Source organism: Oleiagrimonas sp. MCCC 1A03011, from assembly GCF_003267965.1.
Classification (GTDB): domain Bacteria; phylum Pseudomonadota; class Gammaproteobacteria; order Xanthomonadales; family Rhodanobacteraceae; genus Oleiagrimonas; species Oleiagrimonas citrea.
In genome coordinates, this window is the sequence record NZ_MSPY01000002.1 from 253,068 (window position 1) to 277,879 (window position 24,812).

General features: G+C 63.6%; 21 protein-coding genes. 20 read left to right on the forward strand and 1 reads right to left on the reverse strand.

Annotation, left to right across the window (positions count from 1 at the left end; translation table 11 throughout):
* Nucleotides 1–179: 179 nt before the first annotated feature.
* The 4 genes from BTJ49_RS04780 to BTJ49_RS04795 all read left to right on the forward strand — a co-directional run bounded on the left by BTJ49_RS04780 (nucleotide 180) and on the right by BTJ49_RS04795 (nucleotide 4,786).
* Nucleotides 180–983, forward strand: a complete 804-nt coding sequence (locus BTJ49_RS04780; RefSeq protein WP_113064556.1) for an AMP nucleosidase — start codon at nucleotides 180–182, stop codon at nucleotides 981–983.
* A gap of 496 nt (nucleotides 984–1,479) precedes the next feature.
* Nucleotides 1,480–3,228 (forward strand): PKD domain-containing protein, encoded by a 1,749-nt coding sequence (locus BTJ49_RS04785; RefSeq protein WP_240601735.1) that lies wholly within the window; start codon nucleotides 1,480–1,482, stop codon nucleotides 3,226–3,228.
* 116 nt (nucleotides 3,229–3,344) lie between these two features.
* Nucleotides 3,345–3,905: a GNAT family N-acetyltransferase gene (locus tag BTJ49_RS04790; RefSeq protein WP_113064558.1), complete on the forward strand. Its 561-nt coding sequence runs from the start codon at nucleotides 3,345–3,347 to the stop codon at nucleotides 3,903–3,905.
* Between the two features lie 113 nt (nucleotides 3,906–4,018).
* Nucleotides 4,019–4,786 (forward strand): glucose 1-dehydrogenase, encoded by a 768-nt coding sequence (locus BTJ49_RS04795; protein WP_113064228.1) that lies wholly within the window; start codon nucleotides 4,019–4,021, stop codon nucleotides 4,784–4,786.
* 45 nt (nucleotides 4,787–4,831) lie between these two features.
* On the opposite strand, the gene BTJ49_RS04800 is transcribed toward BTJ49_RS04795, so the two are convergent.
* Entirely contained in the window at nucleotides 4,832–6,178 is a 1,347-nt protein-coding gene (locus BTJ49_RS04800; protein ID WP_113064229.1) for a DEAD/DEAH box helicase, read from the reverse strand.
* Between the two features lie 360 nt (nucleotides 6,179–6,538).
* On the opposite strand from BTJ49_RS04800, the gene BTJ49_RS04805 reads away from it, so the two are divergent.
* The 16 genes from BTJ49_RS04805 (at nucleotide 6,539) to BTJ49_RS04875 (ending at nucleotide 24,803) form a co-directional block, all read left to right on the forward strand.
* Nucleotides 6,539–7,585 carry an NADP-dependent oxidoreductase gene (locus BTJ49_RS04805; RefSeq protein WP_113064230.1) on the forward strand — a complete coding sequence of 349 codons (1,047 nt, stop codon included), beginning with the start codon at nucleotides 6,539–6,541 and terminating at the stop codon, nucleotides 7,583–7,585.
* 45 nt (nucleotides 7,586–7,630) lie between these two features.
* A complete protein-coding gene (locus BTJ49_RS04810) occupies nucleotides 7,631–8,305 on the forward strand; it encodes a type 1 glutamine amidotransferase domain-containing protein (protein ID WP_113064231.1) in 675 nt (224 codons plus the stop codon).
* Nucleotides 8,306–8,391: 86 nt separating this feature from the next.
* Nucleotides 8,392–10,269 carry a DEAD/DEAH box helicase gene (locus BTJ49_RS04815; protein WP_113064232.1) on the forward strand — a complete coding sequence of 626 codons (1,878 nt, stop codon included), beginning with the start codon at nucleotides 8,392–8,394 and terminating at the stop codon, nucleotides 10,267–10,269.
* Nucleotides 10,270–10,358: 89 nt separating this feature from the next.
* Nucleotides 10,359–11,366 carry a lytic murein transglycosylase B gene (gene mltB / locus BTJ49_RS04820; RefSeq protein ID WP_113064233.1) on the forward strand — a complete coding sequence of 336 codons (1,008 nt, stop codon included), beginning with the start codon at nucleotides 10,359–10,361 and terminating at the stop codon, nucleotides 11,364–11,366.
* Nucleotides 11,363–12,280 carry a septal ring lytic transglycosylase RlpA family protein gene (locus BTJ49_RS04825; protein WP_240601736.1) on the forward strand — a complete coding sequence of 306 codons (918 nt, stop codon included), beginning with the start codon at nucleotides 11,363–11,365 and terminating at the stop codon, nucleotides 12,278–12,280. Before mltB ends, BTJ49_RS04825 begins: the two co-directional genes overlap by 4 nt.
* Nucleotides 12,281–12,405: 125 nt before the next feature.
* Entirely contained in the window at nucleotides 12,406–13,650 is a 1,245-nt protein-coding gene (locus BTJ49_RS04830; protein ID WP_113064235.1) for a D-alanyl-D-alanine carboxypeptidase family protein, read from the forward strand.
* Nucleotides 13,650–13,940, forward strand: coding sequence for a DUF493 family protein (locus BTJ49_RS04835; protein WP_113064236.1), 291 nt, complete (start codon nucleotides 13,650–13,652; stop codon nucleotides 13,938–13,940). The genes BTJ49_RS04830 and BTJ49_RS04835 overlap by 1 nt, the downstream gene beginning before the upstream one ends.
* Nucleotides 13,941–13,988: 48 nt before the next feature.
* Nucleotides 13,989–14,702: a lipoyl(octanoyl) transferase LipB gene (gene lipB / locus BTJ49_RS04840; protein ID WP_113064237.1), complete on the forward strand. Its 714-nt coding sequence runs from the start codon at nucleotides 13,989–13,991 to the stop codon at nucleotides 14,700–14,702.
* Between the two features lie 8 nt (nucleotides 14,703–14,710).
* Nucleotides 14,711–15,700, forward strand: a complete 990-nt coding sequence (lipA, locus tag BTJ49_RS04845; protein ID WP_113064238.1) for a lipoyl synthase — start codon at nucleotides 14,711–14,713, stop codon at nucleotides 15,698–15,700.
* Nucleotides 15,701–17,869 carry a carboxy terminal-processing peptidase gene (locus BTJ49_RS04850; RefSeq protein WP_113064239.1) on the forward strand — a complete coding sequence of 723 codons (2,169 nt, stop codon included), beginning with the start codon at nucleotides 15,701–15,703 and terminating at the stop codon, nucleotides 17,867–17,869.
* A gap of 278 nt (nucleotides 17,870–18,147) precedes the next feature.
* Nucleotides 18,148–20,322, forward strand: a complete 2,175-nt coding sequence (locus tag BTJ49_RS04855) for a type I secretion system permease/ATPase (RefSeq protein WP_113064559.1) — start codon at nucleotides 18,148–18,150, stop codon at nucleotides 20,320–20,322.
* A 16-nt stretch (nucleotides 20,323–20,338) separates the two neighbouring features.
* The gene (locus BTJ49_RS04860) at nucleotides 20,339–21,748 is read left to right on the forward strand and encodes an HlyD family type I secretion periplasmic adaptor subunit (protein WP_240601737.1); all 1,410 of its coding nucleotides are present in this window, start codon (nucleotides 20,339–20,341) and stop codon (nucleotides 21,746–21,748) included.
* Nucleotides 21,745–23,028: a glycosyltransferase family 4 protein gene (locus BTJ49_RS04865; RefSeq protein ID WP_113064241.1), complete on the forward strand. Its 1,284-nt coding sequence runs from the start codon at nucleotides 21,745–21,747 to the stop codon at nucleotides 23,026–23,028. The genes BTJ49_RS04860 and BTJ49_RS04865 overlap by 4 nt, the downstream gene beginning before the upstream one ends.
* Nucleotides 23,029–23,109: 81 nt before the next feature.
* The gene (locus BTJ49_RS15430) at nucleotides 23,110–23,904 is read left to right on the forward strand and encodes a hypothetical protein (protein ID WP_146742269.1); all 795 of its coding nucleotides are present in this window, start codon (nucleotides 23,110–23,112) and stop codon (nucleotides 23,902–23,904) included.
* 69 nt (nucleotides 23,905–23,973) lie between these two features.
* Nucleotides 23,974–24,288 (forward strand): hypothetical protein, encoded by a 315-nt coding sequence (locus BTJ49_RS15435; RefSeq protein WP_146742270.1) that lies wholly within the window; start codon nucleotides 23,974–23,976, stop codon nucleotides 24,286–24,288.
* A 185-nt stretch (nucleotides 24,289–24,473) separates the two neighbouring features.
* Nucleotides 24,474–24,803: a hypothetical protein gene (locus BTJ49_RS04875; protein ID WP_113064243.1), complete on the forward strand. Its 330-nt coding sequence runs from the start codon at nucleotides 24,474–24,476 to the stop codon at nucleotides 24,801–24,803.
* Nucleotides 24,804–24,812: the final 9 nt, after the last annotated feature.

Genomic DNA, 24,812 nt, shown 5'->3' on the forward strand with positions numbered 1-24,812 from the left:
CATCTTTCGCGTGCCGGTGCGTTGCGGTTCATGTCCGCGGGGCGTGTCGCCGGTGCCGGCGCCGATTCATGCTTGAGCGCGTACAATAGGCGGGATAACCGAAATGTGTTTTTCCTGCCGGCGTGGCGTCGCCGGCGCTGCGCGTCGCATGCCGCGGCGCGCCCGATGCGAGAATCTGCGTGAAAGACAAGAATGAAATCGTCGCCAACTGGCTGCCGCGCTATACCGGCACCGAACTGGGCGACTTCGGCGACCATATCCTGCTGACCAATTTCGGCCATTACCTGGAACTTTTCGCCCAGTGGCACGGCGTGGAGATCCGCGGCGCGGACCGTCCGATGCCCAACGCAACCGCCGACGGCATCACCATGATCAACTACGGCATGGGTAGCCCCAACGCCGCCACGGTGATGGATCTGCTGTCGGCGATCTCGCCGCAGGCAGTGCTGTTCCTGGGCAAGTGCGGTGGCGTGAAGAAGAAGAACAAGATTGGCGACCTGGTGCTGCCGATCGCGGCCATCCGCGGTGAGGGCACGTCCAACGACTACCTGCCGCCGGAAGTGCCGGCGATGCCGGCGTTCCAACTGCAGCGCGGCGTGTCGACCATGATCCGCGACCTCGGCCACGACTACTGGACCGGCACGGTGTACACCACCAACCGTCGCGTCTGGGAGCACGACGAGAGCTTCAAACGCTACCTGCGCCAGACCCGCTGCATGGCGGTGGACATGGAAACCGCGACCATCTTCGCCGCGGGCTTCGCCAATGGCATTCCTTCCGGCGCGCTGCTGCTGGTGTCTGACCAGCCGATGATTCCCGAGGGCGTGAAGACCGAGGCCAGCGACCGCAAGGTCACCGAGAACTACGTCGAGGCGCACATCAAGGTGGGCATCGAGGCGTTGAAGTTGGTGCGCCGGCACGGTCGCAGTGTGAAGCATCTGCGCTTCGAGGAAGATCTCGAGATCGATCCCGACGAGGATTGACCCCGCGGGCACGCGCGGCGCTCCGGGAGGCGCTCGGGGTGTCGCGCAGCGTGCCCTTTTTTCTGTGTTTTTTGGACAACGTTGTCAATCGATTGGTGCGTGTGCTTGCCAGTGCGCGCAACGCAACGCTGTGCTTCGGCTGGTTTGCATGTTGGCGTGCCCGGTATGCGTGCAGTTGTTATGCAGGCAATGATTGTTCTTCTGGGGTTCACCGGGTTTCGGCGTGCGGACGGTGATCGACATGGTCTTCGATAGAGGTCTGTCCGCCGCGAAAACGTGAACTGCGTCACATCATTCGAGGCTTCTTCAGTCTTGCTGGACAAGTTTGTAGACAACGTTGTCATCCGGTTGCTATCACAACCGGCATGACCGCATCAGAACGGTCGCCCGCACGGACGCGGACGGCGACTGTCCCCACCGATCACCCGGACGTGGTCGGTCGATCGCCAGGCAGCAAGGCCAACACATGCGATTCCCGAATGAGGAGGAGACAGAGATGATGCAGACACAGCAATGGAAGAGATGGGCGCACCTGACCCTGGGTGCGTTGGGCAGCGTGGTCGGCGGAAGCATCGCCACGCTGATGCTTGCCGTCGTGCCGGTGCGCGCGGTGCATGCGCAGACGGCCACCGCCTGCGCCGCGCCGTGGAGCGCGACGACCGCCTACAACGGCGGCGACGTCGCCAGCGAGAACGGCGTCAACTACCTGGCCAACTGGTGGACGCAGGGCGATGACCCGGCCACGAACAACGGCCCTGGCGGCTCCGGGCAGCCGTGGACGTCGCAGGGTACCTGCGGTTCGTCGGGTTCCGGCGGCGGCACGGGCAGCGGAAGCTGCGCGGCGACGTGGAGCGCCTCGACCGCGTACAACGGCGGCGATGTGGCCAGCGAGAATGGCGTCAACTATGTGGCCAACTGGTGGACGCAGGGCGACGACCCCGCCACGAACAACGGTCCGAACGGTTCCGGTCAGCCGTGGACGTCGCAGGGAAGCTGTAGCGGTAGCAGCGGCGGCGGCAACAATCCGCCGACGGCGAATTTCTCCGATGCGATCAGCGGCCTCAGTGTCAGCTTCACCGATGCCTCCAGCGACAGCGACGGCTCCATTGCCTCGCGCGCCTGGAACTTCGGCGATGGCGGGACTTCGACTGCGACCAACCCCAGCCATACCTACGCCGCGGGCGGCACCTACACCGTGACCCTGACCGTGACCGATAACGGCGGCGCCACGGACACCAAGAGCGCGTCCGTGACCGTGTCGAGCGGTAGCGGTAGCGGCGGCGGCGGTACGCCGGCGGGCTTCATCTTCAGCCCGTACAAGGACATCACCGTCAACTTGAATTGGAATACCAACGTGATGTCGACCAAGGTCACCGGCTCGCTGATCCCGGTGGTCGGTAGCGGCAGCCTGATCTCGGACTATGAGCCGAATCTCGGCGCGATCACCCTGGCCTTCGCCACCGGCACCTGCGGCAGCGAGAACTGGGGCGGCGTGCCGGGAGCGGACTTCGCCAGCGCCAACGTTTCGGCGCTGGACAGCGCGGGCGTGGACTACATCGTCTCCACCGGCGGCCAAGCAGGCACCTTCAGCTGCTCCGATCCGTCGTCGATGGTGCAGTTCATCCAGCGCTACTACTCGCCGCACATGGTCGGCGTCGACTTCGACATAGAGGGCGGCCAGACCGCATCGCAGCTCAACGCGCTGGTGCAGCAGGTGGCTTATGCCGAGACGCAGTACCCGAACCTGCGCTTCTCGTTCACGCTGGCCACGCTGGCCGCGTCGGACGGCAGCTACGGCGGCCTGAACTCGCTGGGCGACACGGTGATGCAGGCGATCCAGAGCAACGGTCTGCAGCACTACACCATCAATCTGATGGTGATGGACTACGGCGCGGCGGGTTCGAACATCTGCGTGGTCGTCAATGGCGCCTGCGACATGGGCCAGTCGGCGATCCAGGCGGCCAAGAACCTCGAACACACCTACGGGGTGCCGGCCAGCCAGATCGAGCTGACGCCGATGATCGGCCTCAATGACAACACGTCCGAAGTGTTCACGACGGGCAACGTCGACACCGTGGCCAACTACGCCAAGAGTGCGGGCCTGGCCGGCGTGCATTTCTGGTCGCTGGATCGCGACACACCGTGCGCCAGCAACAGCGGCTACGCGTCGCCGACCTGCAACTCGGTCTCCGGCACCACGTCGCTCGAGTACACCAACCGCTTCCTTCAGGATTTCGGTCTGTAAGGCAGGCCACGGAAGGCATGAACGGACCGGGCCTCGTGCCCGGTCCGTTTCGTTTCGGGCATCCGAAAGCCGGGCGGGCTGTGTATCCTTCCGCTCCACGTCGACGGAGAATGTCCATGTACCCGCTGCCGGACCTGCGCACCGCGCGCACGCACATCCGCCTGCCGCGCGAGGACGATGCAGAGCGCCTGCTGGCTTATCGTCTCGGCAATCGTGCACATCTGGCGCCATGGGAGCCGGAGCGCGACGAGGGCTATTTTTCGCTGGAAGGCTGCGAACGCGCCATTGCCGAACAGATCGCGGCGGCGCATGCCGATCGCGCCTATCCGCTGTTGGCGCTGGACCCGGACGAGCGTGTGGTGGTTGCCTCGTTCACGTTCTCCAACGTGGCGCGCGGCATCTTTCAGGCCTGTCATCTGGGCTACGGGGTCGCCGCGGAACAGCAGGGCAAGGGCGTGATGTTCGAAGTCCTGCAGGCGGGCCTGTCTTGGGCATTCGAGGATCTGCGCATGCATCGCGTGATGGCCAACTACATGCCCGAGAACCAGCGCAGCGAGCGCCTGCTGCAGCGACTGGGCTTCGAACGAGAAGGCTACGCGCGCAGCTATCTGAAGATCGCTGGTGCCTGGCGCGACCACGTGTTGACCGCGCTGCTGCATCCCGACGCGCGCGGCTGAAGCCGGGCGGGTTCGCCCGTCCGCGGGCCTGTGCCATGCTGGTTGGCAATGCGTCGCGACGCGGCCATGCCCCGCCGTGGCGTCCCGCTACGGCAAGCAGAAAAGGGATGCGCATGAGCAAGATGGAATCGTTCGATCTGAACGGCAAGGTCGCCCTGGTCACGGGTGCATCGCGCGGTATCGGTGAGGCAACAGCCCGGCAGCTGGCGCGTTGGGGCGCGCGGGTCGTGGTCAGTAGCCGCAAGCAGGACGCCTGCGAGAAGGTGGCCGAAGCGATCCGTTCCGAGGGCGGCGCGGCCGAGGCGCTGGCCATGCATATGGGCGACACCGATGCCATCGAGGCCGGATTTTCCGCGCTCGACGCGCGCGATGCCGCGCCGGACATCCTGGTCAACAATGCCGCCGCCAATCCGTACTACGGGCCGCTGACGGAGCAGGATCTGGACAGTTTCCAGAAGACGCTCGACGTCAATGTGCGCGGCTACTTCTGGACCACGGCGCAGGCCGTGCGGCGCATGCAGGCCAAGGGTGGCGGTGCGGTCGTCAATGTCGCATCGATCAACGCGCGTCGGCCCGCGCCGGGGCAGGGCGCGTATTCGATGAGCAAGGCGGCCATCGTGTCGATGACGGAGAGCTTCGCGCGCGAACTCGGTCCGCAGGGCATCCGCGTCAACGCGGTGCTGCCCGGTTTGACCGACACCCGCTTCGCCTCGGCCCTGCTGGATGACGAGAAGCTGATGCGCTTCCTGCGCGCGCAGATTCCGCTGGGGCGTGCCGCGCAGCCGCAGGAGATCGCCGCGGCGATCGCGTTCCTGTGCACGCCGGCGGCGAGCTACGTCAACGGTGCGAGCTGGGTGCTCGACGGCGGGCTTCTGGCCTGACGGCCAGGATGCGGGACGCTCCGACGAGCGTCCCGCGTGCCGTGTTCAGGCGTTCGGCGAGCGTCGCGTACGCGAACCGCCACGCCGGCGGCGCTTGGCCTGCGCCTGTGCTTGTGCCTGAGTGCTGCCGCCGGACTTGCGCTCCTGCGTGTGCGGACGGCGCTGGTGCGAGGACTTGTTGCCGTTCGGACGCTGGCGCTGGCCGCCCTGACGCGGCTTCGGTGCGCCGGCGTCCATGCGCAGCGGCTGCGACGGCTCGAAGCCTTCCATCGGCGCGATGTCGATCTCGTCCTTCAGCAGCTTCTTGATGTCACGCAGCAGTCCCGATTCCTCGTGGCTGACCAGCGAAACCGCTAGTCCGCTGGCGCCGGCGCGGCCAGTGCGGCCGATGCGGTGCACGTAGTCCTCGGCGACCATCGGCAGGTCGTGGTTGATGACCATCGGCAGCTGCTCGATGTCCAGGCCGCGCGCGGCGATATCCGTCGCCACCAGCACGTCCACCTTGCCTTTCTTGAAGTCGCCCAGGGCGCGGGTACGCTGGTTCTGGCTCTTGTTGCCGTGGATCGCCGCGCTGCGCATTCCCGACTGGTTGAGGAATTTGCACAGCTTGTCCGAGCCGTGCTTGGTGCGCGCGAAGACCAGGGTCTGGCGGCGGCTGTCCTCGGCCAGGATGTGCAGCAGCAGGTCGCGTTTGCGCTCGGCGTCGACCGGATGCACGCGGTGGCTGACCGTGGCGACCACGGTGTTGGCGCGCGCCACTTCGACTTCCTTCGGGTTGTGCATGAACTGCGACGCCAGCGCCTTGATGGCGGGCGCGAAGGTGGCCGAGAACAGCAGCGTCTGGCGCTGCTGCGGCATGGCCGAGATCACGCGCTTGAGCGCCGGCAGGAAGCCCATGTCGAGCATGCGGTCGGCTTCGTCCAGCACCAGGATCTCGATGCCGGACAGGTCGATGTGCCGCTGCTGCATGTGGTCGATCAGGCGGCCCGGCGTGGCGATCACGATGTCCACGCCGCGGCGCAGATTCTGGATCTGGTTGCCCATGCCGACGCCGCCGAAGATGGTCGTGCTGTAGACGGTCAGGAACTTGCTGTAGTCGCGCACGGAATCGTGCACCTGCGCGGCCAGTTCGCGGGTCGGTGTCAGCACCAGCGCGCGCGGCTTGCGCGGACGGCCCGATGTCGGACGCTTCCCGTTCGGGAACAGCCGTTCCAGCATGGGCAGGGAGAAGCCGGCGGTCTTGCCCGTGCCGGTTTGCGCGCTGGCCAGCAGATCATGGCCCTCCAGCACCACCGGAATGGCGGCGGCCTGGATCGGCGTGGGCTCGTTGTAGCCCTGATCGGCAAGCGCGCGCAGCAACGCGGGCGAAAGCCCGAGAGATTCGAAATGCATGAAAGCTCCACCTGTGAAGACAGGTTTGACGACTCGGAGCGTTCCCGATGAACCGCGCTGCGAGTGGGGAATATGGCGGATGCACGCCGTGATGGCGGACTGCCCGGTCAATGCGAAGGACGCCGAGTGGCGTGGGCCGGGCTGCACAGCGGGGCTGGCGGCCGCGGGGATCCGTAGGGAAGTCGACGATCCGACCCGCAAGACACGGCGGAGGATATAGCAAAACCTCCGAATAGACCATGTTTTTCTTTTTCATTCAGAAGTTTCGGCTGAACGGCCCGGCACGGGGGTGTTGAATTCGCGTGCATCCGACAGCATCCATGAAGGCCTGCATTCGCCGATCACCCAGGACACTTCTCGATGTCTCAGACTTCCGATCAGAACCGCCGCTTCGTGCTGGCCTCGCGCCCCGAGGGCGCGCCGGTGCCGGACAACTTCCGCCTGGAGACCGACGCGGTGCCCGAGCCGGGCGACGGCGAGGTGCTGCTGCGTACAGTGTTCCTGTCGCTGGACCCATACATGCGCGGCCGCATGAGCGATGCGCCCTCGTACGCCGCGCCGGTGGAAGTTGGCGGGCTGATGGTCGGCGGCACGGTGTGCCGGGTGGCGAAGTCCAGGCATCCCGACTACGCCGAAGGCGACTGGGTGCTGGCCTACAGCGGCTGGCAAGACTACGCGCTGTCCGACGGCAAGGGCCTATTCAAGCTCGACCCGCAGCGCGCGCCGCCGTCGTGGGCGCTGGGCATCCTCGGCATGCCGGGCTTCACCGCCTACATGGGGCTGACCGATATCGGCCAGCCCAAGGCTGGCGAGACCGTGGTGGTGGCCGCTGCATCCGGCGCGGTCGGGTCGGTGGTGGGGCAGGTCGCCAAGCTGCTCGGCTGTCGTGTGGTCGGCATCGCCGGCGGCAAGGAGAAGTGCGACTACGTCACCGGCACGCTGGGCTTCGACGCCTGCATCGATCACCGTCAGGCGGACATGGCTGAAAAGTTGAAGGCTGCGTGCCCGGATGGCATCGACGTCTATTTCGAGAACGTCGGCGGCAAGGTCTTCGACGCTGTGCTGCCGCTGCTCAACAGCAAGGCGCGCATTCCGCTGTGCGGCCTGATCGCCAGCTACAACGCCACCGAGCTGCCGCCCGGACCGGATCGTCTGCCGCTGCTCGCCGGCACGCTGCTGAAGAAGCGCATCCGCATGCAGGGCTTCATCATCTTCGACGACTACGGCGACCGCTACGGCGAATTCCTCGCCGCCATGCAGCCGTGGCTGGCGGCCGGCAAGTTGCATTACCGCGAAGACATTGTCGACGGCCTCGAGCGCGCGCCCGAAGCCTTCATCGGCATGCTCGAAGGCGCCAACTTCGGCAAGTTGGCCGTGCGCGTCGGTCCCGACGACGCGACGGCCTGAGCGGCACGAATCCCCCTTTTCCCGCATCAAGCAAGGAGTTCATCCATGAAGATCCTGATGGTTCTGACATCCCACGACCGCCTCGGCGACACCGGCAAGAAGACCGGTTTCTGGCTGGAGGAGTTCGCCGCGCCGTACTACGCGTTCAAGGACGCCGGTGTCGACATCACGCTGGCGTCGCCGGCCGGCGGCCAGCCGCCGCTTGATCCCGGCAGCGACGCCGAGGATGCGCAGAGCGACGATACCCGCCGCTTCAAGGCCGATACCGAGGCGCAGCAGGCGCTGGCCAACACGCGCAAACTGGTTGACCTCGACGCCAGCGAGTACGACGCGGTGTTCTATCCGGGCGGGCACGGTCCGCTGTGGGATCTGGCCGAGGACCAAGCGTCCATCGACCTCATCGAGACTTTCTGGCGCGCCGGCAAGCCGGTTGGCGCGGTCTGCCACGCACCGGGCGTGCTGCGTCATGTGCATGACGGCGACAAGCCGCTGGTCGACGGCCGCCGCGTGACCGGCTTCAGCAACAGCGAGGAAGCGGCGGTCGGCCTGACCGACATCGTGCCGTTCCTGGTCGAGGACGAGCTGGCGCGTCTGGGCGGCAAGTACGCCAAGGGCGACGACTGGTCCAGTTTCGTGCAGGTCGACGGACGACTCGTCACCGGACAGAACCCGGCGTCGTCGGTGGCCAGCGCCGAGGCGCTGCTGAAGCTGCTCGCCTGAAGCCGGGGCGGCGACATCGGCCCGGGGCCTGCTAGAATGCAGTATCGCGCGCGGCGGTTCGCCGCGCGTTACCCCCCGAGGTTCCCATGACATCCCCCGCTTCCGATTCCGCTCCCGTCGCCAAGGACGGGCCGAGCTTCGCCGCGCTTGCGCTGGCGCCCGCCGTGCAGCAGGTGCTGGCCGACGTCGGCTACGAGTCCCCGTCGCCGATCCAGGCCGCGACCATTCCGCCGCTGCTCGAGGGGCGCGACGTGCTCGGTCAGGCGCAGACCGGCACCGGCAAGACCGCTGCCTTCGCGTTGCCGATTCTGTCGCGGCTCGACGCCACGCCCGGCAAGCCGCAGGCGCTGGTGTTGGCGCCGACACGCGAACTGGCGATCCAGGTTGCCGAAGCCTTCCAGCGCTACGCCGCGCACATCCCCGGTTTCCGCGTGCTGCCGATCTACGGCGGGCAGGGCTACGGCCCACAGCTGCAGGGGCTGCGTCGCGGCGTGCACGTCGTGGTCGGTACGCCGGGGCGCGTGGTCGATCACCTGAAGAAGAAGACGCTGGACCTGTCCGCGCTGCGCTTCCTGGTGCTCGACGAAGCCGACGAGATGCTGAAGATGGGCTTCGCCGAAGACGTCGAGGCGGTGCTCACGGCGACGCCTAAGAGCCGTCAGGTCGCGCTGTTCTCGGCCACCATGCCGGCGCCGATCAAGCGCATCGCGCAGACGCATCTGAGCGATCCGGTCGAGGTGGCGATTGCCGCCAAGACCACTACCGCCACCAACATCCGCCAGCGCTACTGGTGGGTCAGTGGCGTGCACAAGCTCGACGCGCTGACGCGCATTCTGGAAGCCGAGCCGTTCGACGCGATGATCGTGTTCGCGCGCACCAAGCAGGCCACCGAGGAACTCGCGACCAAGCTGCAGGCGCGCGGATTCGCCGCGGCCGCCATCAACGGCGACATCGCCCAGCCGCAGCGCGAGCGCGTCATCGGTCAGCTCAAGGACGGTCAACTCGACATCCTCGTCGCCACCGACGTCGCCGCGCGCGGCCTCGATGTCGAGCGCATCAGCCACGTGCTGAACTACGACATTCCCTACGACACCGAATCCTACGTGCACCGCATCGGCCGCACCGGTCGCGCCGGACGCAGCGGCGAGGCGGTGCTGTTCGTGACGCCGCGCGAGAAGGGCATGCTGCGCGCCATCGAGCGCGCCACGCGGCAGCCGATCGAGCAGATGCATCTGCCCGGCGTGGACGTCGTCAACGACCGCCGCGTCACGCGCTTCATGGAGCGCATCGACGCGGCGCTGGAGCACGACGACCTGCAGCCGTTCCGCGATCTGGTCGCGCGCTATGAGAGTGAGCGCGGTCTGTCGGCCGAGGACATCGCGGTGGCTCTGGCGCGCATGGCGCACGGCGACAAGCCGCTGCTGCTCAAGGAGAGCCTGATCGAGCGCGCGCCGCGCAAGGCCGGCGCCGACGACCGCGGCGCACCCGGCCGGCACAAGAGCGGCAAGCACGACAAGTTCGGCAAGCGCAGCGAGCGCAGGCACGTCACCGAGAGCGGCAAGCGCACCTACCGCGTGGAAGTCGGCCACGTCCACGGCATCAAGCCGGGGAATGTCATCGGCGCGATCGCCAACGAGGCGGGGTTGGACAGCCAGTACATCGGCCGTTTGACCATCCAGGGCGACCACAGCCTGATCGACCTGCCGCCGGAGATGCCCAAGGAAATCCTTGCGCATCTGAAGAAGGTGCGGGTGGCCGGGCGCATGCTGCAGATCTCCGCGCAGGAAGCGTTTGCGGATGGCGCTGGCTCCGACTCTCGCGCACCGGGCAAACCCAAGCACAAGTCGAAGCCTTCAGTGAAAGGGGCAGGCAAGGCGAAGGCAAAGAAAAAGAAAGCCAAGGACGCCGGCAAGCCGCGCGGCAAGGCCGCGTCCTCGGCCAAACGCGGCAAGCACGGCGATTGATCCTCCGGCCGAGGTTCACAAACTGCTAGAAAAACGCGCGCAAACTGCTACGCTGTCAACACTTTTTCATGTATGCCCGCGTTCGACCCATGCCCATGTCCCGCTGTCTGGTTGCCGTTTTAGCCGTCTGCGCCTTCGTGGCGCCCTGGACCATGGCCCACGCCGAAACGCATCCGGGCGAAGCGGCCCTGGTGCGCGAAGTGGCCGCCGATACGGGCAAGGACCCGGCCAAGCTCACCGCCCTGCTTGACGGGGCGCAGAAGCAGCAGAGCATCCTGGATGCGATCAGCCGTCCGGCCGAGTCCAAGCCGTGGAAGGATTACCGACCCATCTTCGTGACGCCGGAGCGCATCCAGGACGGCATCGCCTTCTATCGCGCGCACCGCGCGCTGATCGACGCCACAGCGAAGAAGTACGACGTGGCGCCGCAGTACCTGATTGCCATCCTCGGCGTCGAGACCCGCTATGGCCATATCACCGGCAAGTACAAGGTGCTCGATGCGCTGGTCACGCTGGCGTTCTACTACCCGCCGCGCGCCAAGTTCTTCCGCAAGGAACTGAAGACGCTGCTGGAGCTTCCCGACAGCAAGCTGGCCGGTCCGCTGGACACGCTGACCGGTTCCTACGCTGGCGCACAGGGCTGGGGACAGTTCATGCCGTCGTCGATCAAGGCCTATGCCGTCGATGCCGATCACGATGGGCACATCGATTTGCATGATTCGCTGCCGGATATCCTGGCCAGCGTCGCCAACTACTTCCACCAGCACGGCTGGAAGCCCGGCGGCGAAGTCGCCGCGCAGGCGCAGGCGCAGCCCGGCGCCAACGTGCTGAAGTACCGGGCCAAGCCGCCCCGGCGGACCCTGGAGCAGTACGAAGCGCTGGGCTACGCGCCCCTGCAGCGCATGAAGCCGGACACGGCGGCCAACCTGCTCACCCTGCAGAGCGAGCACGGTCCCCAGCACTGGTTCACGTTCCAGAACTTCTACGTGATCACGCGCTACAACCGCAGCCCGTTGTATGCCATGGCGGTGCGGCAAATCGCCGACGCCATCGCCCACGGTGTCGACGACCCGGCGGCCGTCGAGGCCGCGCCGTGAGGCGCGGAGCACTTCTTCCGCCCCTGCTGATATTGCTGATGCTCGCCGGTTGCGCGGGCCATCGCCCGCGGCCGATTGCACCTCCGGCTTCCGCGGAGGGCAAGCCGACGACCGCCAATCCGACCGTGGTCGCGACCGGCCCGGTGGACGACACCAGCCTGCCGCAGGACAGTCGCTACGGTCGCACCCGCGACGGCGGTCCGGTCAAGCCGCCGTCCTATATCGCCACGCTTTCCGAACCGGTACCGGTGCCTGAGCCGCGATCGCGCTACGGCAACAAGTCGCCCTATGTCGTGCGCGGCAAGACCTATCGCGTGCTCAAGAGCGCCAAGGGTTACGACCAGCGTGGCATCGCCAGCTGGTACGGCAGCAAGTTCCACGGCTACATGACGTCCAACTTCGAGAAGTACGACATGTACAAGTTCAGCGCCGCCAGCAAGGTGCTGCCGCTACCGACCTGGGCGCGTGTGACCAATCTGGAGAACGGCAAGAGCGTGATCGTGCGCGTCAACGATCGTGGTCCGTTCGTCAGCAACCGCATCATCGATCTCAGCTACGCCGCCGCCGTGCGCATCGGCATCTGGCCGAAGGGCACCGGCCTGGTCGAAGTGCAGGCGATCGATCCCGAACATCCGCAGGAACTGCCGAAGCCGCACGCGGTCGAAAGCGCCGGCGCGCACCCCGGCATCTGGCTCCAGGTCGGTGCGTTCGGCGATCCCGAAAATGCCGAGCGCGTGGCCAGCCGACTGCGTGCCGCCGGCCTCGGGCCGGTGCAGATCACTCGCCTTGACGTGCAGGGACGCGACGTGCGACGGGTTCGGCTGGGGCCGCTGAAAAGCGTGTCCGCGGCCGACCGTCTGAGCCGCCGGGTGACCGCCTTGGGTCTGCCGACGCCCCAAGTGGCGGTAGACTAGGCGGTTGTGGCGAGCTGCGCGCCACGAACGGGCCGCTTGCGTGCCCGTTCACGGCCATCGTTTTACCGTATACCTGTATTGCACGCGCCCCCGGCGCTGGACCCATCACCGATCGGATCGCACCCATGACGTTTTTCCGTTGCCGCACCACTGTTCTGGCCACCCTCGCGATTGTCGCCGCCGCTCTGGTCGGCGGTGCGTTCGCCCAGCAGGCGCCGCCCGCGCCCACGGTGCCTCGACCCGTGGTGCCTGCCGCGCCGGTGCCGCCGCCGCCGGACATCGACGCCAAGTCCTGGGTACTGATGGACTACGCCACGGGCCGCATCCTCGCCAGCAAGGACCCGAACAAGCGCGTCATCCCGGCCTCGATCACCAAGATCATGACCGACTACGTGGTCTCGGCCGAGATCGCCGCTGGCAAGGTCCACATGAACGACAAGGTGTTCATTTCCAAGCACGCCTGGCAGGCGGGTGGCGCGGGCACCGACGGTTCGACCAGCTTCCTCAAGGTCAACTCCGAAGTGCCGCTGAAGGATCTGCTGTACGGCATGATCATCCAGTCCGGCAACGACTCCGCCATTGCCCTGGCTGAGCACGTGGCCGGCAGCGAGGGCGCCTTCGCCGCGCTGATGAACGCCTACGCCAAGCAGCTGGGCATGAGCGGCACGCACTATTCCAACGCTTCCGGCTACCCGGTGCCCAACCACTACACTACGGCCCGCGACGTGGCCGTGCTGTCGCGTGCGCTGATCCACAACTTCCCCGCCGATTACGCGATCTCGGCGATCAAGGAGTTCAAGTGGAACGGCATTACCCAGCACAACCGCAACACGCTGCTGTGGCGCGACCCGTCGGTGGACGGCATCAAGACCGGCCACACCTCCGCAGCCGGCTACTGCCTGGCGGCTTCGGCCAAGCGCGGCGACCAGCGCCTGATCGCCATTGTCATGGGTGCGACCACCGAACAGGGCCGCGCCGATGACGCGCAGGCATTGCTGAACTACGGTTTCCGCTTCTTCGAGACCCACAAGGTCTACACGCCGGGCAAGGCGCTGGCGACGCCGCGTCTATGGAAGGGCGAGGCCGACAAGTTGCCGATCGGCGTGGCCGAGCCGGTGCTGGTCACGGTCAAGCGCGGCGAGTACGACAAGCTCAAGGCGACCATGGACATTCCCGATCCGCTGATCGCCCCGTTCAAGAAGGACCAGAAGATCGGCACCCTGCGCATTACCCTGGACGGCAAGCCGGTACTGACACAGCCGCTGGTGGCCCTGCAGGATGCGCCGGAAGGCGGCTTCTTCTCGCGACTGTGGGACACGATCCTGCTGTGGTTCCATCACAGCAGCCACGACAAGAAAGACGCCAAGTGATGCGTGACGTCGAGAACATCCAGCCGGAGAACCCCGATCAGGGCTTCCAGTTTCCCGGCACCTTCACCATCACCGCCATGGGCAATGCCGAGGCGGTGCTGGAGAGCAAGGTGCCGGAGATCCTGCGCCAGCTCGGTCGCCGGGTCCACATCGATCGCATGAAGACCCGGCCGTCGAGCAAGGGCAACTACATGGCCGTGACCGTCGATTTCGATTGCGCGCGCCGTGAGGAGTACGATGAGGCCCACGCCGCGCTGCGCGCGGATCCGGATATCCGTTACACCCTCTGAGCACGTTCGCGCCTTGAATCGGCGGGCCGCGGACACCAGGAATCGAGCATGACTGCAACCGCCCCATCCCGAGCCGCGTCCGCCGAAGGCGGGCGCGAGCTGCGCATCCGCCGTCTTGGACGACAGCCCTACGAGGCCACCTGGAAGGCCATGAGCGCCTTCACCGATGCCCGCGACGGCGATACGCCCGACGAGCTGTGGGTGCTGGAACACGACCCGGTGTTCACGCTCGGGCAAGCCGGCAAATGGGAGCATGTGCTCATGCCCGGCGATATCCCCGTCGTTCCCGTCGACCGCGGCGGCCAGGTGACCTATCACGGTCCCGGCCAGATCGTGGCCTACCCGCTGATCGACCTGCGTCGGCTCGGTGTCGGCGTGCGCGAACTGGTGAATCGCATCGAGCAGGCCATCATCGACACGCTGGCGCACTGGAACATCGTCGCCGAGCGCGTCGAGGGCGCGCCCGGCGTGTACGTGGCCGGCGCCAAGGTCGCGGCGTTGGGCCTGCGCGTTCGCCGCGGCTGCACGTTCCACGGCCTGGCCTTCAACGTGAACATGGACCTGGAGCCGTTCCACCGCATCAATCCCTGTGGCTACAAGGGCTTGCAGGTGACGCAGGTGGTAGACTTGGGCGGACCCTCTGGTCTGGAAGCGGTCGAGGACGTGCTGATCGACGAGATCTGCCGTCAATTCGACTTCCGGGCCCACATTTCCGAACCGCGCATCCCTGAACTCCCGGGGCAGGGCGCGGTCTGCGTATAAGTACAGCCATGAGCGAAATTCAGTCCTCCAGCAAGAACATTCCCCTGCAGGTCGTCGACAAGCAGGTCGCCGGCGACAAGATCGCCCGCAACCGCGCCGGCTTCGACACCGACGGCCCGGTGCTGCGCAAGCCCTCGTGGATCCGCGTGCGCCTGCCGCAGGGCAATGCGGTGCAGCAGCTGAAAGCCAAGCTGCGCGAACACGATCTGGTGACGGTGTGCGAGGAAGCCTCGTGCCCGAACATCCACGAGTGCTTCTCCAAGGGCACCGCGACGTTCATGATCCTGGGCGAGGTCTGCACCCGTCGCTGCTCGTTCTGCGACGTGGCCCACGGCCGTCCGGCGCCGCCCGACGCGCTGGAGCCGGCACGTCTGGCCGAGACCATCGCCAACATGGGTCTGCGCTACGTGGTCATCACCTCGGTCGACCGCGACGATCTGCGCGACGGTGGTGCGGCGCATTTCGCCTCGTGCATCCGCGCGGTGCGCCACGCCAGCCCGAACATCCAGATCGAGATCCTGACCCCGGACTTCCGCGGCAAGGGCCGCATGGAGCGCGCGCTGGAAGCGCTCGCCGAGCACACGCCCGACGTGTTCAACCACAACCTGGAAACCGTGCCGGAGCTGTACCGCGAGGTGCGTCCGGGCGCCGACTACCAGTGGTCGCTGGACCTGCTGAAGAAGTTCAAGGCCGCGCATCCGGAAGTGCCGACCAAGTCCGGCATCATGCTGGGTCTGGGTGAGACCATGGAGCAGGTGCTGGGCACGCTGCGGGACCTGCGCGCGCACGACGTGGACATGGTCACCATCGGGCAGTACCTGCAGCCGACCGCCCACCACCATCCCGTAGTCCGCTACTGGACTCCGGACGAATTCGAATCGCTGCGCGTGGCCGGCATGGAGATGGGTTTCACCCATGTCGCGTCCGGTCCGCTGGTGCGTTCTTCCTATCATGCCGACGAGCAGGCCCATGCCGCCGGTTTTGTCGAGGTCGCCTGAATGATCAAGCGCTTTCTCCTGGCCACGCTGCTGCTCGCCCTCACCGGTGTGGCCGCGCATGCCGACGTCCCCACCAAGTCCGATTCGCTGACGCTGAAGCCGACCACGGCCGAGGCCCAGGCCGCGGCGCTGTCGGCGCGCTTCCTGACGCGCTTCCAGTACGACGCCAAGCCGCTGGACGACGCGATGTCGGAGAAGATCTTCGACGCGTACCTGAAGGACCTGGACGGCGACAAACTGTATTTCACGCAGGCCGACATCAAGCACTTCGACAGCCTGCGCGACAGCCTCGACGACGCCATCTGGAACCAGGACCTGTCCGGCCCGTTCGCCATCTTCAACCTGTACGTGCAGCGCGCCACGCAGCGCCTGCAGTATGCGCGCAGCCTGCTGAAGAAGGGCTTCGACTTCAGCAAGAAGGAAAGCTACGACTTCGATCGCGACAAGGCCAAGTGGGCGCCCAACGAGCAGGCGCTCGACAGCATCTGGCGCAAGCGCGTAAAGAACGATTGGCTGCGCTTGAAGCTGGCCGGCAAGGACGACGCCGACATCCGCAAGACGCTGGACAAGCGCTACAAGAACTACATCGACCGTATCGATCAGCTCGATTCGCAGGACGCGTTCCAGACCTTCCTCAACGCGTACGCGGAGACCACCGACCCGCACACCGACTATTTCGGTCCGCGCGCGGCGCAGAACTTCGACATCGCGATGAAGCTCTCGCTGGAAGGCATCGGCGCGGTGCTGCAGGCCAGCGATGAATACACCATGGTGCGCGAGGTCGTGCCGGGTGGTCCGGCGGCCAAGTCGGACAAGGTGCATGTCGGCGACCGCATCGTCGGCGTCGGCCAGGGCAAGGACGGTCCGATCCAGGACGTGATCGGCTGGCGTCTCGATGACGTCGTGTCCAAGATCCGCGGCAAGAAGAACACCACCGTGCGGCTGGAGATCATTCCCAGCAAGACCGGTCTGGACGGCAAGCACGAGATCGTGACCCTGGTGCGCAACAAGGTCACCATCCAGGAGCAGGCCGCCAAGAAGAAGATCATCCAGGTCAAGGACGATGGCGTCACCCGCCGTATCGGCGTCATCGAGTTGCCGTCGTTCTACGAGGACTTCGGCGCGCGCCGCGACGGCGATCCGAACTACAAGAGCGCTTCGCGCGACGTCGCCAAGCTGCTCAAGGAACTGAAGAAGGACAAGGTGGACGGCGTCATCGTCGACCTGCGCAACAACGGCGGCGGTTCGCTGACCGAAGCCACCGCCATGACCGGCCTGTTCATCAACAAGGGGCCGGTGGTGCAGGTGCGTTCCAGCAACGGCAGCGTCGAGGAACAGACCGACGATCAGCCGGGCATGGTCTGGAGCGGTCCGCTGGCGGTGCTGGTCAACCGCGGCACCGCGTCGGCCTCGGAAATCTTCGCGGCGGCGATCCAGGACTACGGCCGCGGCCTGGTCATCGGCGAGCCGACCTTCGGCAAGGGCACCGTGCAGAATCTGGTCAATCTGGACCGCTTCGGCGATGGCGAGAAGAAGCCGAAGTACGGCGAGCTGAAGATGACCATCGCCAAGTTCTTCCGCATCAATGGCGGCTCCACCCAGCTGCGCGGCGTGACGCCGGACATCGCCTATCCCAGGAACGGCAACGAGAAGCTGTTTGGCGAGTCGACCTACGACAACGCCCTGCCGTGGACCGACATCCAGCCGGCTAAGTACAAGCCGGTGGCCAATCTGAAAATGCTGGTGCCGATCCTCGAGCACAAGCACGCACAGCGCATCGCCAAGCTGCCGGCGTGGAAGCTGATGCTCGACGAGCTGGCAGAGTTCCGCAAGAACCGAGACAAGACCACGGTGTCGCTGAATTACGACACGCGTCTGGCCGAGCGCAAGCATGTCGAGGCGGTGCAGAAGGCATTCCGTAAGCGGCACAAGGCCATCAACGGCGACACCTCCGATACCATGGAGGTCACGCTGGACGACGGCCTGACGCCGGGCGAGCGCAGCATCAAGGATCAGATCAAGCAGGAGAAGGAGGCCGACAAGGCCACCGACGTGATGCTCGACGAGACCGCGCACATCGTCGCCGACGAGGTGGGCCTGATCCAGGCCGACACCAAGCTGGCAGCCGAAGTGCTGCCATACCATGGCAAGTCTGCGATCGCGGACTGATCGGGTGACTCACTCGAAAGATGAAAAAGGAGGCTTCGGCCTCCTTTTTTTTCGCTTGATGCCTGGATATTGCGTGTGCTGTTCCACGTTTCGTGGCGGTGATCCACTCGGTCATTTGACGGGGGTTTCCGAATTGTGGGAGCTTACATTCAGGAGTCGTGATCGGTGAAAGAACGGGGGTTCTCCCGATACCGGCTTCCCACATCACGCGCGCAAAGACGCGTATACATCGCCGCAGCAGGGATGCGGCGGTAGATTTCATGGGGGAAATGTTGCGCATGGACGCGGCAGTTAGAGAAGAAGCATCGCCGGAACCTGAAGATTTTTCCACAGGCCCCGAGAGTTCGACCGGATACGACTTGCGCTTGGCGGGATTGGTGCTTCTTGCGCAGTTCCACGGCATTGCCGCAGATGCCGATCAATTGCGGCACGAGTCAGGCCGCGGTGACGATCCTTTCGACGAAGAATCGCTTCTGCTCGCGGCCCGGAAACTCGGGTTGAAAGCCAAGCTGGTCAAGCAGTCCGTTGATCGTGTCGACCGCGTCGCCTTGCCTGCCATGGCACTCTGCGATGACGGCAAGGCGTTCATCATCGCCAAATGCGGCGCGGAAAAAATCCTTATCCACGATCTGGAGCAGCAGCGCCCGGTGGTGCTCGCGCCAGAAGAATTCCGTGCGCGCTACGCTGGCCGTTTGTTGACCGTGGCGTCCCGTGCTTCGCTGGTGGCCGAACTTTCGAAGTTCGACTTCAGCTGGTTCATTCCGGCCATGGTGAAGTACCGCAAGCTGCTGATCGAAGTGCTGGTCATTTCGCTTTTCCTGCAGTTGTTCGCGCTGGTCACGCCGCTGTTCTTCCAGGTGGTGATGGACAAGGTCCTGGTTCATCACGCCATGACCACACTGACCGTGATTACGGTCGCGCTGGTGGTCGTGACCATCTTCAACGCGGTGCTGGCAGGGTTGCGAACCTTCCTGTTCGCGCATACCACCAGCCGCATCGACGTCGAGCTCGGGGCGCGCCTGTTCCGACACATTCTGGCGCTGCCACTGGCCTACTTCGAGGCACGTCGCGTCGGCGACACCATCGCTCGTGTTCGCGAACTGGAGAAGATCCGCAATTTTCTCACTGGCCAGACGCTGACGTCGGTACTGGACCTGATGTTCACGTTTGTGTTTCTTGCCGTGATGTTTTTCTACAGTGGCTGGCTGACCCTGGTCGTGGTGATCTCGCTTCCGCTGTATGCGATCTGGTCGGCGCTGATCACGCCGGCGCTGCGTCGCCGACTCAATGAGAAATTCATGCGCAGCGCCGACAACCAGTCGTTTCTGGTTGAGGCCATATCGGGCATTGGCACCGCCAAGGCGATGGCGGTCGAACCGCGCATGACGCGCACCTGGGACAACCAGTTGGCCGGCTATGTCAGCGCCGGCTTTCGCGTGACCAAGTTGGCCAACATCGGCCAGCAGGGCGTGCAGTTCCTGCAGAAGACGGTGACCGTGGCGATTTTGTTCTGGGGTGCGCAGATGGTCATCGACGGTACCCTCTCGGTGGGCCAACTGATCGCCTTCAACATGCTGGCAGGCCGTGTTGCGGCACCCATCGTGCGTCTGGCGCAGTTGTGGCAGGACTTCCAGCAGGTCGGCATCTCGGTCGAGCGCCTGGGCGAGATTCTCAATACGCGCACCGAGACCGGCGGCAGCCGCGTGGCTCTTCCCCCGATCAAGGGTCGGGTCACCTTCGAGAACCTCAGCTTTCGCTACCGTCCCGATACCGCGGAGGTCCTGCGCGATATCAATCTGGACATCCGCGCGGGCGAGGTCGTGGGCATCGTCGGTCGCTCGGGTTCCGGTAAGAGCACGCTGACCAAGCTGGTGCAGCGTCTGTACGTGCCCGAGCGCGGCCGTGTGATGGTCGATGGCAACGATCTGGCGTTGGCCGATCCGGCATGGCTGCGCCGCCAGCTCGGCGTGGTGCTGCAGGAAAACTTCCTGTTCAACCGCAGCGTGCGCGAGAACATCGCGCTGGCCGATCCAGGCATGCCGCTGGAACGGGTCATGCAGGCGGCGCGGTTGGCCGGCGCGCACGACTTCATCACCGAGCTTCCCGAAAGCTACGACACCGTCGTCGGTGAGCATGGTGCGAATCTTTCCGGCGGTCAGCGCCAGCGCGTGGCGATCGCGCGCGCACTGGTCATGAATCCGCGCATCCTGATCTTCGACGAAGCCACCAGTGCACTGGACTACGAGTCCGAGCGCGCGGTGATGGAGAACATGCGTGCCATTTGCGCCGGGCGTACGGTGCTCATCATTGCGCACCGGCTGTCAACCGTGCGTCACGCGGATCGTGTCATCGTGCTGGACAAGGGCGCCGTCGTCGAGGAAGGGGCGCCTCAGGAATTGCTGGCACGCGAAGACGGCCACTACACCCGCCTGCATCGATTGCAACAGGGGTGATGCAATGAGCATGCGCATGGAAGCTTTTCTGGATGTATTGCGCCGCTACGGTGCCGTGTTCCGTGCAGCTTGGCGCGAGCGCAAAAGTCTCGTCCCGGTGGAACGCACCAACGACGAGCGGGCCTTCCTTCCAGCGCACTTGGAGCTGATGGAGAGTCCGGCTTCGCCGGCACCGCGTTGGAGCGCATGGATCATCATGTTGCTGTTCGTGATCGCATTGTTATGGGCTTGTTTCGGCAAGCTCGACATCGTCGCGGTAGCTCCGGGAAGAGTTGTGCCCAGTGGTCGGACCAAAATCATTCAGCCCTCCGAAACGGCGGTGGTGCATCGGATTCTGGTGCATGACGGGCAGGCGGTGAAAAAGGGTCAGCTTTTGATCGAGCTGGATGCGGTCGGTGTCACCGAAGACGAGAGCAAGGCGCGACAGGCCTTGGCAAGTGCGAAGGTCGATGCTGCACGAACCGCTGCCCTGATCGATGCGTTGGAGAATCATCATATGCCGCATTTGGCGGAGGTCGAAGGTGTGTCTGCCGACCGCCAGGAAGTCGCCAGGCAGCAAGCCGAAAGCGAATATCGTTCGTTGCAGGCGCAGGAACAAGGCCTGCGTGATCAGGTTCAGCAGAAGCAGGCCGAGTTGAACACCGTCAATGAGTCGATTTCGCCATTATCCGAATATGCGGCCATCGCAAAGATACGAGTAAGCGACTACGGCAAGCTGATCGAAAAGGGTTACGTGTCCAAACAGGACTACTTGACGCGGCGACAGGAGCTGATCGATGCCAACAAGCAACTCGCCACGCAGCGCAGTCGGCGTGCGGAGCTGGAGTCGGCCATCAAGAGCGCACGAGAACAGCTTCGCGCCACGGTGGCGGATGCAAGACGAAAGCTGCTGGACGAACACCGCAAGGCCCAGGACCAGATCGAGCAGTTCACCCCGGAGGTCGCCAAGACTGCGCAGCGCAACCGCTTCATGAAGCTGCGTTCACCCGTCGACGGCACCGTCGGCCAGCTGGCGATCCACACGATCGGTGGCGTGGTCACTCCGGCCCAGGCGCTGATGCAGGTAGTCCCCTCTGACAAGGCGATGGAAGTCGAAGCGACGGTGCTCAACCAGGACATCGGGTTCGTGCGTACCGGGCAGCACGTTGCGGTGAAGGTGACCAGTTTCCCCTATACCCGCTACGGCTATCTCACCGGTACGGTCGAGACCATCTCGCACGATGCCGCGCAGGACAAGAAGCTCGGGCTGGTGTTCCCGGCGCACATCCGACTGGATTCGACGAAATTCACCATCAATGGCGTCGCGGTGGAAGTCACGCCGGGCATGTCCCTCAATGCGGAAATCCGCACCGGCAAGCGCAGTGTGATCGATTATCTGCTGAGCCCCCTGGAGACCCATGTGGACGAGGCGCTGCGCGAACGATGAAGAAGATTCTTTTCATCCACCAGAATTTCCCCGGGCAGTTTCGCCATATCGCGAAGCACCTGGCCGGGCAGCCCGACGTGGATGTCCGAGCGATTGGTCGCGAAAAGGCACCGGGTCTGCGCGGCGTGCCGCTGCATCGCTACAAGCCGCATCGCGACGCGGCCGCGCAGACGCATCCTTATGCGCGCACCTTCGAGCAGGCCGTGTTGTACGGACAGCAAGTGCTGCGCATGCTCCTGGGCTGGCGAGCGAAGGGCTACCGACCGGACGTCATCATTGCCCATCCCGGATGGGGCGAAACGCTGTACGCCAAGCAAGTGTATCCGGATGTACCGCTCATCCATTTCTGCGAGTACTACTACCGCCCCAGAGGGGCAGATACGGATTTCGATCCGGAATTTCCACTCACTGAGCATCGTGCGGCCGCTATTGAAAGTCGCAATGCCCTGCATCTGCTGAATCTGGAGCATTGCGATCTCGGCATCACGCCCACGAAGTGGCAGTACAGCCTGCATCCGGAAGCCTATCGCCATAAGCTGCGAATCATCCACGAGGGCATCGACCTGGAGGGGTTGCAGCCGGATCCGAATGCGACCCTGGAACTGCCCAGCGGTCAGGTCCTGAGTGCGGGCGAACCGATCGTGACGTACGTCGCGCGCAACCTCGAGCCCTATCGAGGTTTCCATCAATTCATGCGCGCCCTACCCAAGGTCCTGGAACAGAATCCGGACTGTCATGTTGTCGTCCTGGGAGGCGACAGCGTCAGTTACGGAGGCAGGCCGGCCGACGCCCGCCATTGGCGCGAAAAACTGCTTCGCGAAAATCCCATGGATCTCACCCGTGTGCACTTTCTGGGCAGGGTCGACTACGACACGTATAGGAAGGTGCTGCAGGTATCGAAAGCGCACGTGTACTTCACGTTCCCGTTCGTTCTGTCCTGGTCATTGCTGGAAGCCATGGCGTGCGGCTGCCATGTCATCGCCTCGGATACCGCACCGGTGCGCGAGGTCATCAGCAATCAGGAGAATGGGGTATTGGTGAACTTCTTCGAGCCCGACGAACTTGCGGATGTCGTGAGCCATGCGTTATTGCAAGAAGACAGCGGAATGGCAATACGCAAGCAGGCGCCACGCACTGCGAGGGACTATTCCTCCATGGAAGGAGTCCATCAGTACGTAAGAATCATGGCGACTGTTTTGAATGCTCAGGGGCGTTCTGCAAAAGTGACTTGTGCGGGGCAAGTACCACATCAGATGCGTTGTGGCGAGGGGATGAGGTGACCCTGATGCTTTTCCAAACATGGAAATTCGCGCCTGCGGGAGCCATGTTATCGACTATCGACGCGGGTAAGGAGATCGCAGATGAGCGTTAACGCATCCATCAAACAAGGGCTGTGCGTGTCCGTTGGCTATTCACGCACTGCCAAGTGGATTTCAATTTTATCAATGATCGCTTTCATCGTATTCACTTGTGGAATCCATGCCGCAATAGCCAAAGAGTCCGATATCGACTTCTCGAAGAGTCAATATTTCCTTGCGTTGGACCAATGTCCGCACCCTGAGCCGGGGTGGGTGTACGTAAAAATTGCCGGTGTCGATTTACGAATGCCGTACGATTCGTCGATCGGTCTGTGGGGTTACAAGTACCGTACCCCGGTCGGAGATAAGGGTACGGAAGGGTGTCGAGGTCATCCTGTGCCATTGCAAACCCTTTTTCTTTATCCGTATCGTGATCGGTTACTGGTCGATTGGCCAGCGTCAGCGCGTAACGGTCTAAAGGCGTTTGAATTGTTTGATACTTATAAGCCGCGCTGGTTTCAGTCCCGTTCGGAGAGATCGGTGTCCAATATGCGATCAAGGCACGAGTGTCATGACATTGGAAATGGGTTGTATCAGTGCGGGGCTTCTCCAGTTACACCAACAACCTTCCTCGCTTTTGCATTTTCTCAGTCGAGATACCAAACACCTGATAAGCATGTCTTTGTTGCTGAGTGTGGCGGAGTTTATAATTATGAATGTAGTATAACTTATTTATTAACAACGAAATTGCTTCTGTTATATAAATTCGATCGCCGAGAAGTTCATATTAAAGACGTGGTTGAGTTGGATCGCGTCGTGCGAAAATCTTTGCGATCCTATATTTTAAAGATTAAGTAAGGCTTGTTCTAATGGGTAACTGATTTGTAAAAGCACTATCTTCTTTCCGAGAAATTCAAGGAGTGTAAAATGACTACATACGATAGAAGGCATGGTGGAATCACGTTGACTTCAGATCAACTTGATCAGTTGGATGCGTTATACAACACTCAATTTAATATTTATAAAAAAGAAGGGCATAAAGATGATATCGGCTTGGGTGCTCCCCTCTATGACATGATTTTCAACAAAACGGTGACAGGGACTGAGGTTTCCCCACGAATCCGTCAGCAAGATCAGCAGCTTGCTGTCGACCCGGTTTGGAAAAAGTGCGCGCATGGCGCAGTCTTCAAGGCGACGAAACCAACAAAGACAGCCGACCCATGCGCGCCAGTTCAGTATTGAAAAACAGTGACAGGGACACTTACGATCGTTTGAATTATTCAGGAAAAAGTGCACCTGTCACCGTTCTTCCCACTCAGCGGTAACTCAAATCTCGGGGACACAAAATTCTGCACACCCTCAATATGAATGATAGAGAAATCGCCATGGTAAACAGGAATTCACAGCCTCCCGAGGTGCGGGCCTCCATGGCCAGGCTCATCCGGGTGCTGCTTGTCTGGGCTGCACTCATCTTTATTCTGTATGCAATCAGGATCACTCTTTTCCATGACGTGCAACAACAGCAGGTGTTCGTCATTTTCAAGCCGGTGGCCATGCTGCTGACCTCCGCTGCACTGCTGGCCTTTGGGCTGATTGCGATAAACGACGTAAGACAGGGGTTCGTGATCGTGCCGTGGGTCAGGTTGATCGTGACCTACAAGGTCAAGGATCCGTGGTGGTTTTCGTTCATGACACTGCTGTATTTGTCAACGCTTGCAGTCGGCGTTGTGTTCCTGATCAGTCATGCCTTTGAGTGAAGGATTCAG

Coding starts and splice junctions, on each gene's coding strand:
- lipA (WP_113064238.1), top strand. CDS start 14,711: ATGAGCGAAATTCAGTCCTCCAGCAAGAACATTCCCCTGCAGGTCGTC.
- BTJ49_RS04785 (WP_240601735.1), top strand. CDS start 1,480: ATGATGCAGACACAGCAATGGAAGAGATGGGCGCACCTGACCCTGGGT.
- BTJ49_RS04805 (WP_113064230.1), top strand. CDS start 6,539: ATGTCTCAGACTTCCGATCAGAACCGCCGCTTCGTGCTGGCCTCGCGC.
- BTJ49_RS04835 (WP_113064236.1), top strand. CDS start 13,650: ATGCGTGACGTCGAGAACATCCAGCCGGAGAACCCCGATCAGGGCTTC.
- BTJ49_RS04815 (WP_113064232.1), top strand. CDS start 8,392: ATGACATCCCCCGCTTCCGATTCCGCTCCCGTCGCCAAGGACGGGCCG.
- BTJ49_RS04830 (WP_113064235.1), top strand. CDS start 12,406: ATGACGTTTTTCCGTTGCCGCACCACTGTTCTGGCCACCCTCGCGATT.
- BTJ49_RS04795 (WP_113064228.1), top strand. CDS start 4,019: ATGAGCAAGATGGAATCGTTCGATCTGAACGGCAAGGTCGCCCTGGTC.
- BTJ49_RS04855 (WP_113064559.1), top strand. CDS start 18,148: ATGGACGCGGCAGTTAGAGAAGAAGCATCGCCGGAACCTGAAGATTTT.
- BTJ49_RS15430 (WP_146742269.1), top strand. CDS start 23,110: ATGAGCGTTAACGCATCCATCAAACAAGGGCTGTGCGTGTCCGTTGGC.
- BTJ49_RS04790 (WP_113064558.1), top strand. CDS start 3,345: ATGTACCCGCTGCCGGACCTGCGCACCGCGCGCACGCACATCCGCCTG.
- BTJ49_RS04865 (WP_113064241.1), top strand. CDS start 21,745: ATGAAGAAGATTCTTTTCATCCACCAGAATTTCCCCGGGCAGTTTCGC.
- BTJ49_RS04875 (WP_113064243.1), top strand. CDS start 24,474: ATGGCCAGGCTCATCCGGGTGCTGCTTGTCTGGGCTGCACTCATCTTT.
- BTJ49_RS15435 (WP_146742270.1), top strand. CDS start 23,974: ATGACTACATACGATAGAAGGCATGGTGGAATCACGTTGACTTCAGAT.
- mltB (WP_113064233.1), top strand. CDS start 10,359: ATGCCCATGTCCCGCTGTCTGGTTGCCGTTTTAGCCGTCTGCGCCTTC.
- lipB (WP_113064237.1), top strand. CDS start 13,989: ATGACTGCAACCGCCCCATCCCGAGCCGCGTCCGCCGAAGGCGGGCGC.
- BTJ49_RS04810 (WP_113064231.1), top strand. CDS start 7,631: ATGAAGATCCTGATGGTTCTGACATCCCACGACCGCCTCGGCGACACC.
- BTJ49_RS04860 (WP_240601737.1), top strand. CDS start 20,339: ATGGAAGCTTTTCTGGATGTATTGCGCCGCTACGGTGCCGTGTTCCGT.
- BTJ49_RS04850 (WP_113064239.1), top strand. CDS start 15,701: ATGATCAAGCGCTTTCTCCTGGCCACGCTGCTGCTCGCCCTCACCGGT.
- BTJ49_RS04800 (WP_113064229.1), bottom strand. CDS start 6,178: ATGCATTTCGAATCTCTCGGGCTTTCGCCCGCGTTGCTGCGCGCGCTT.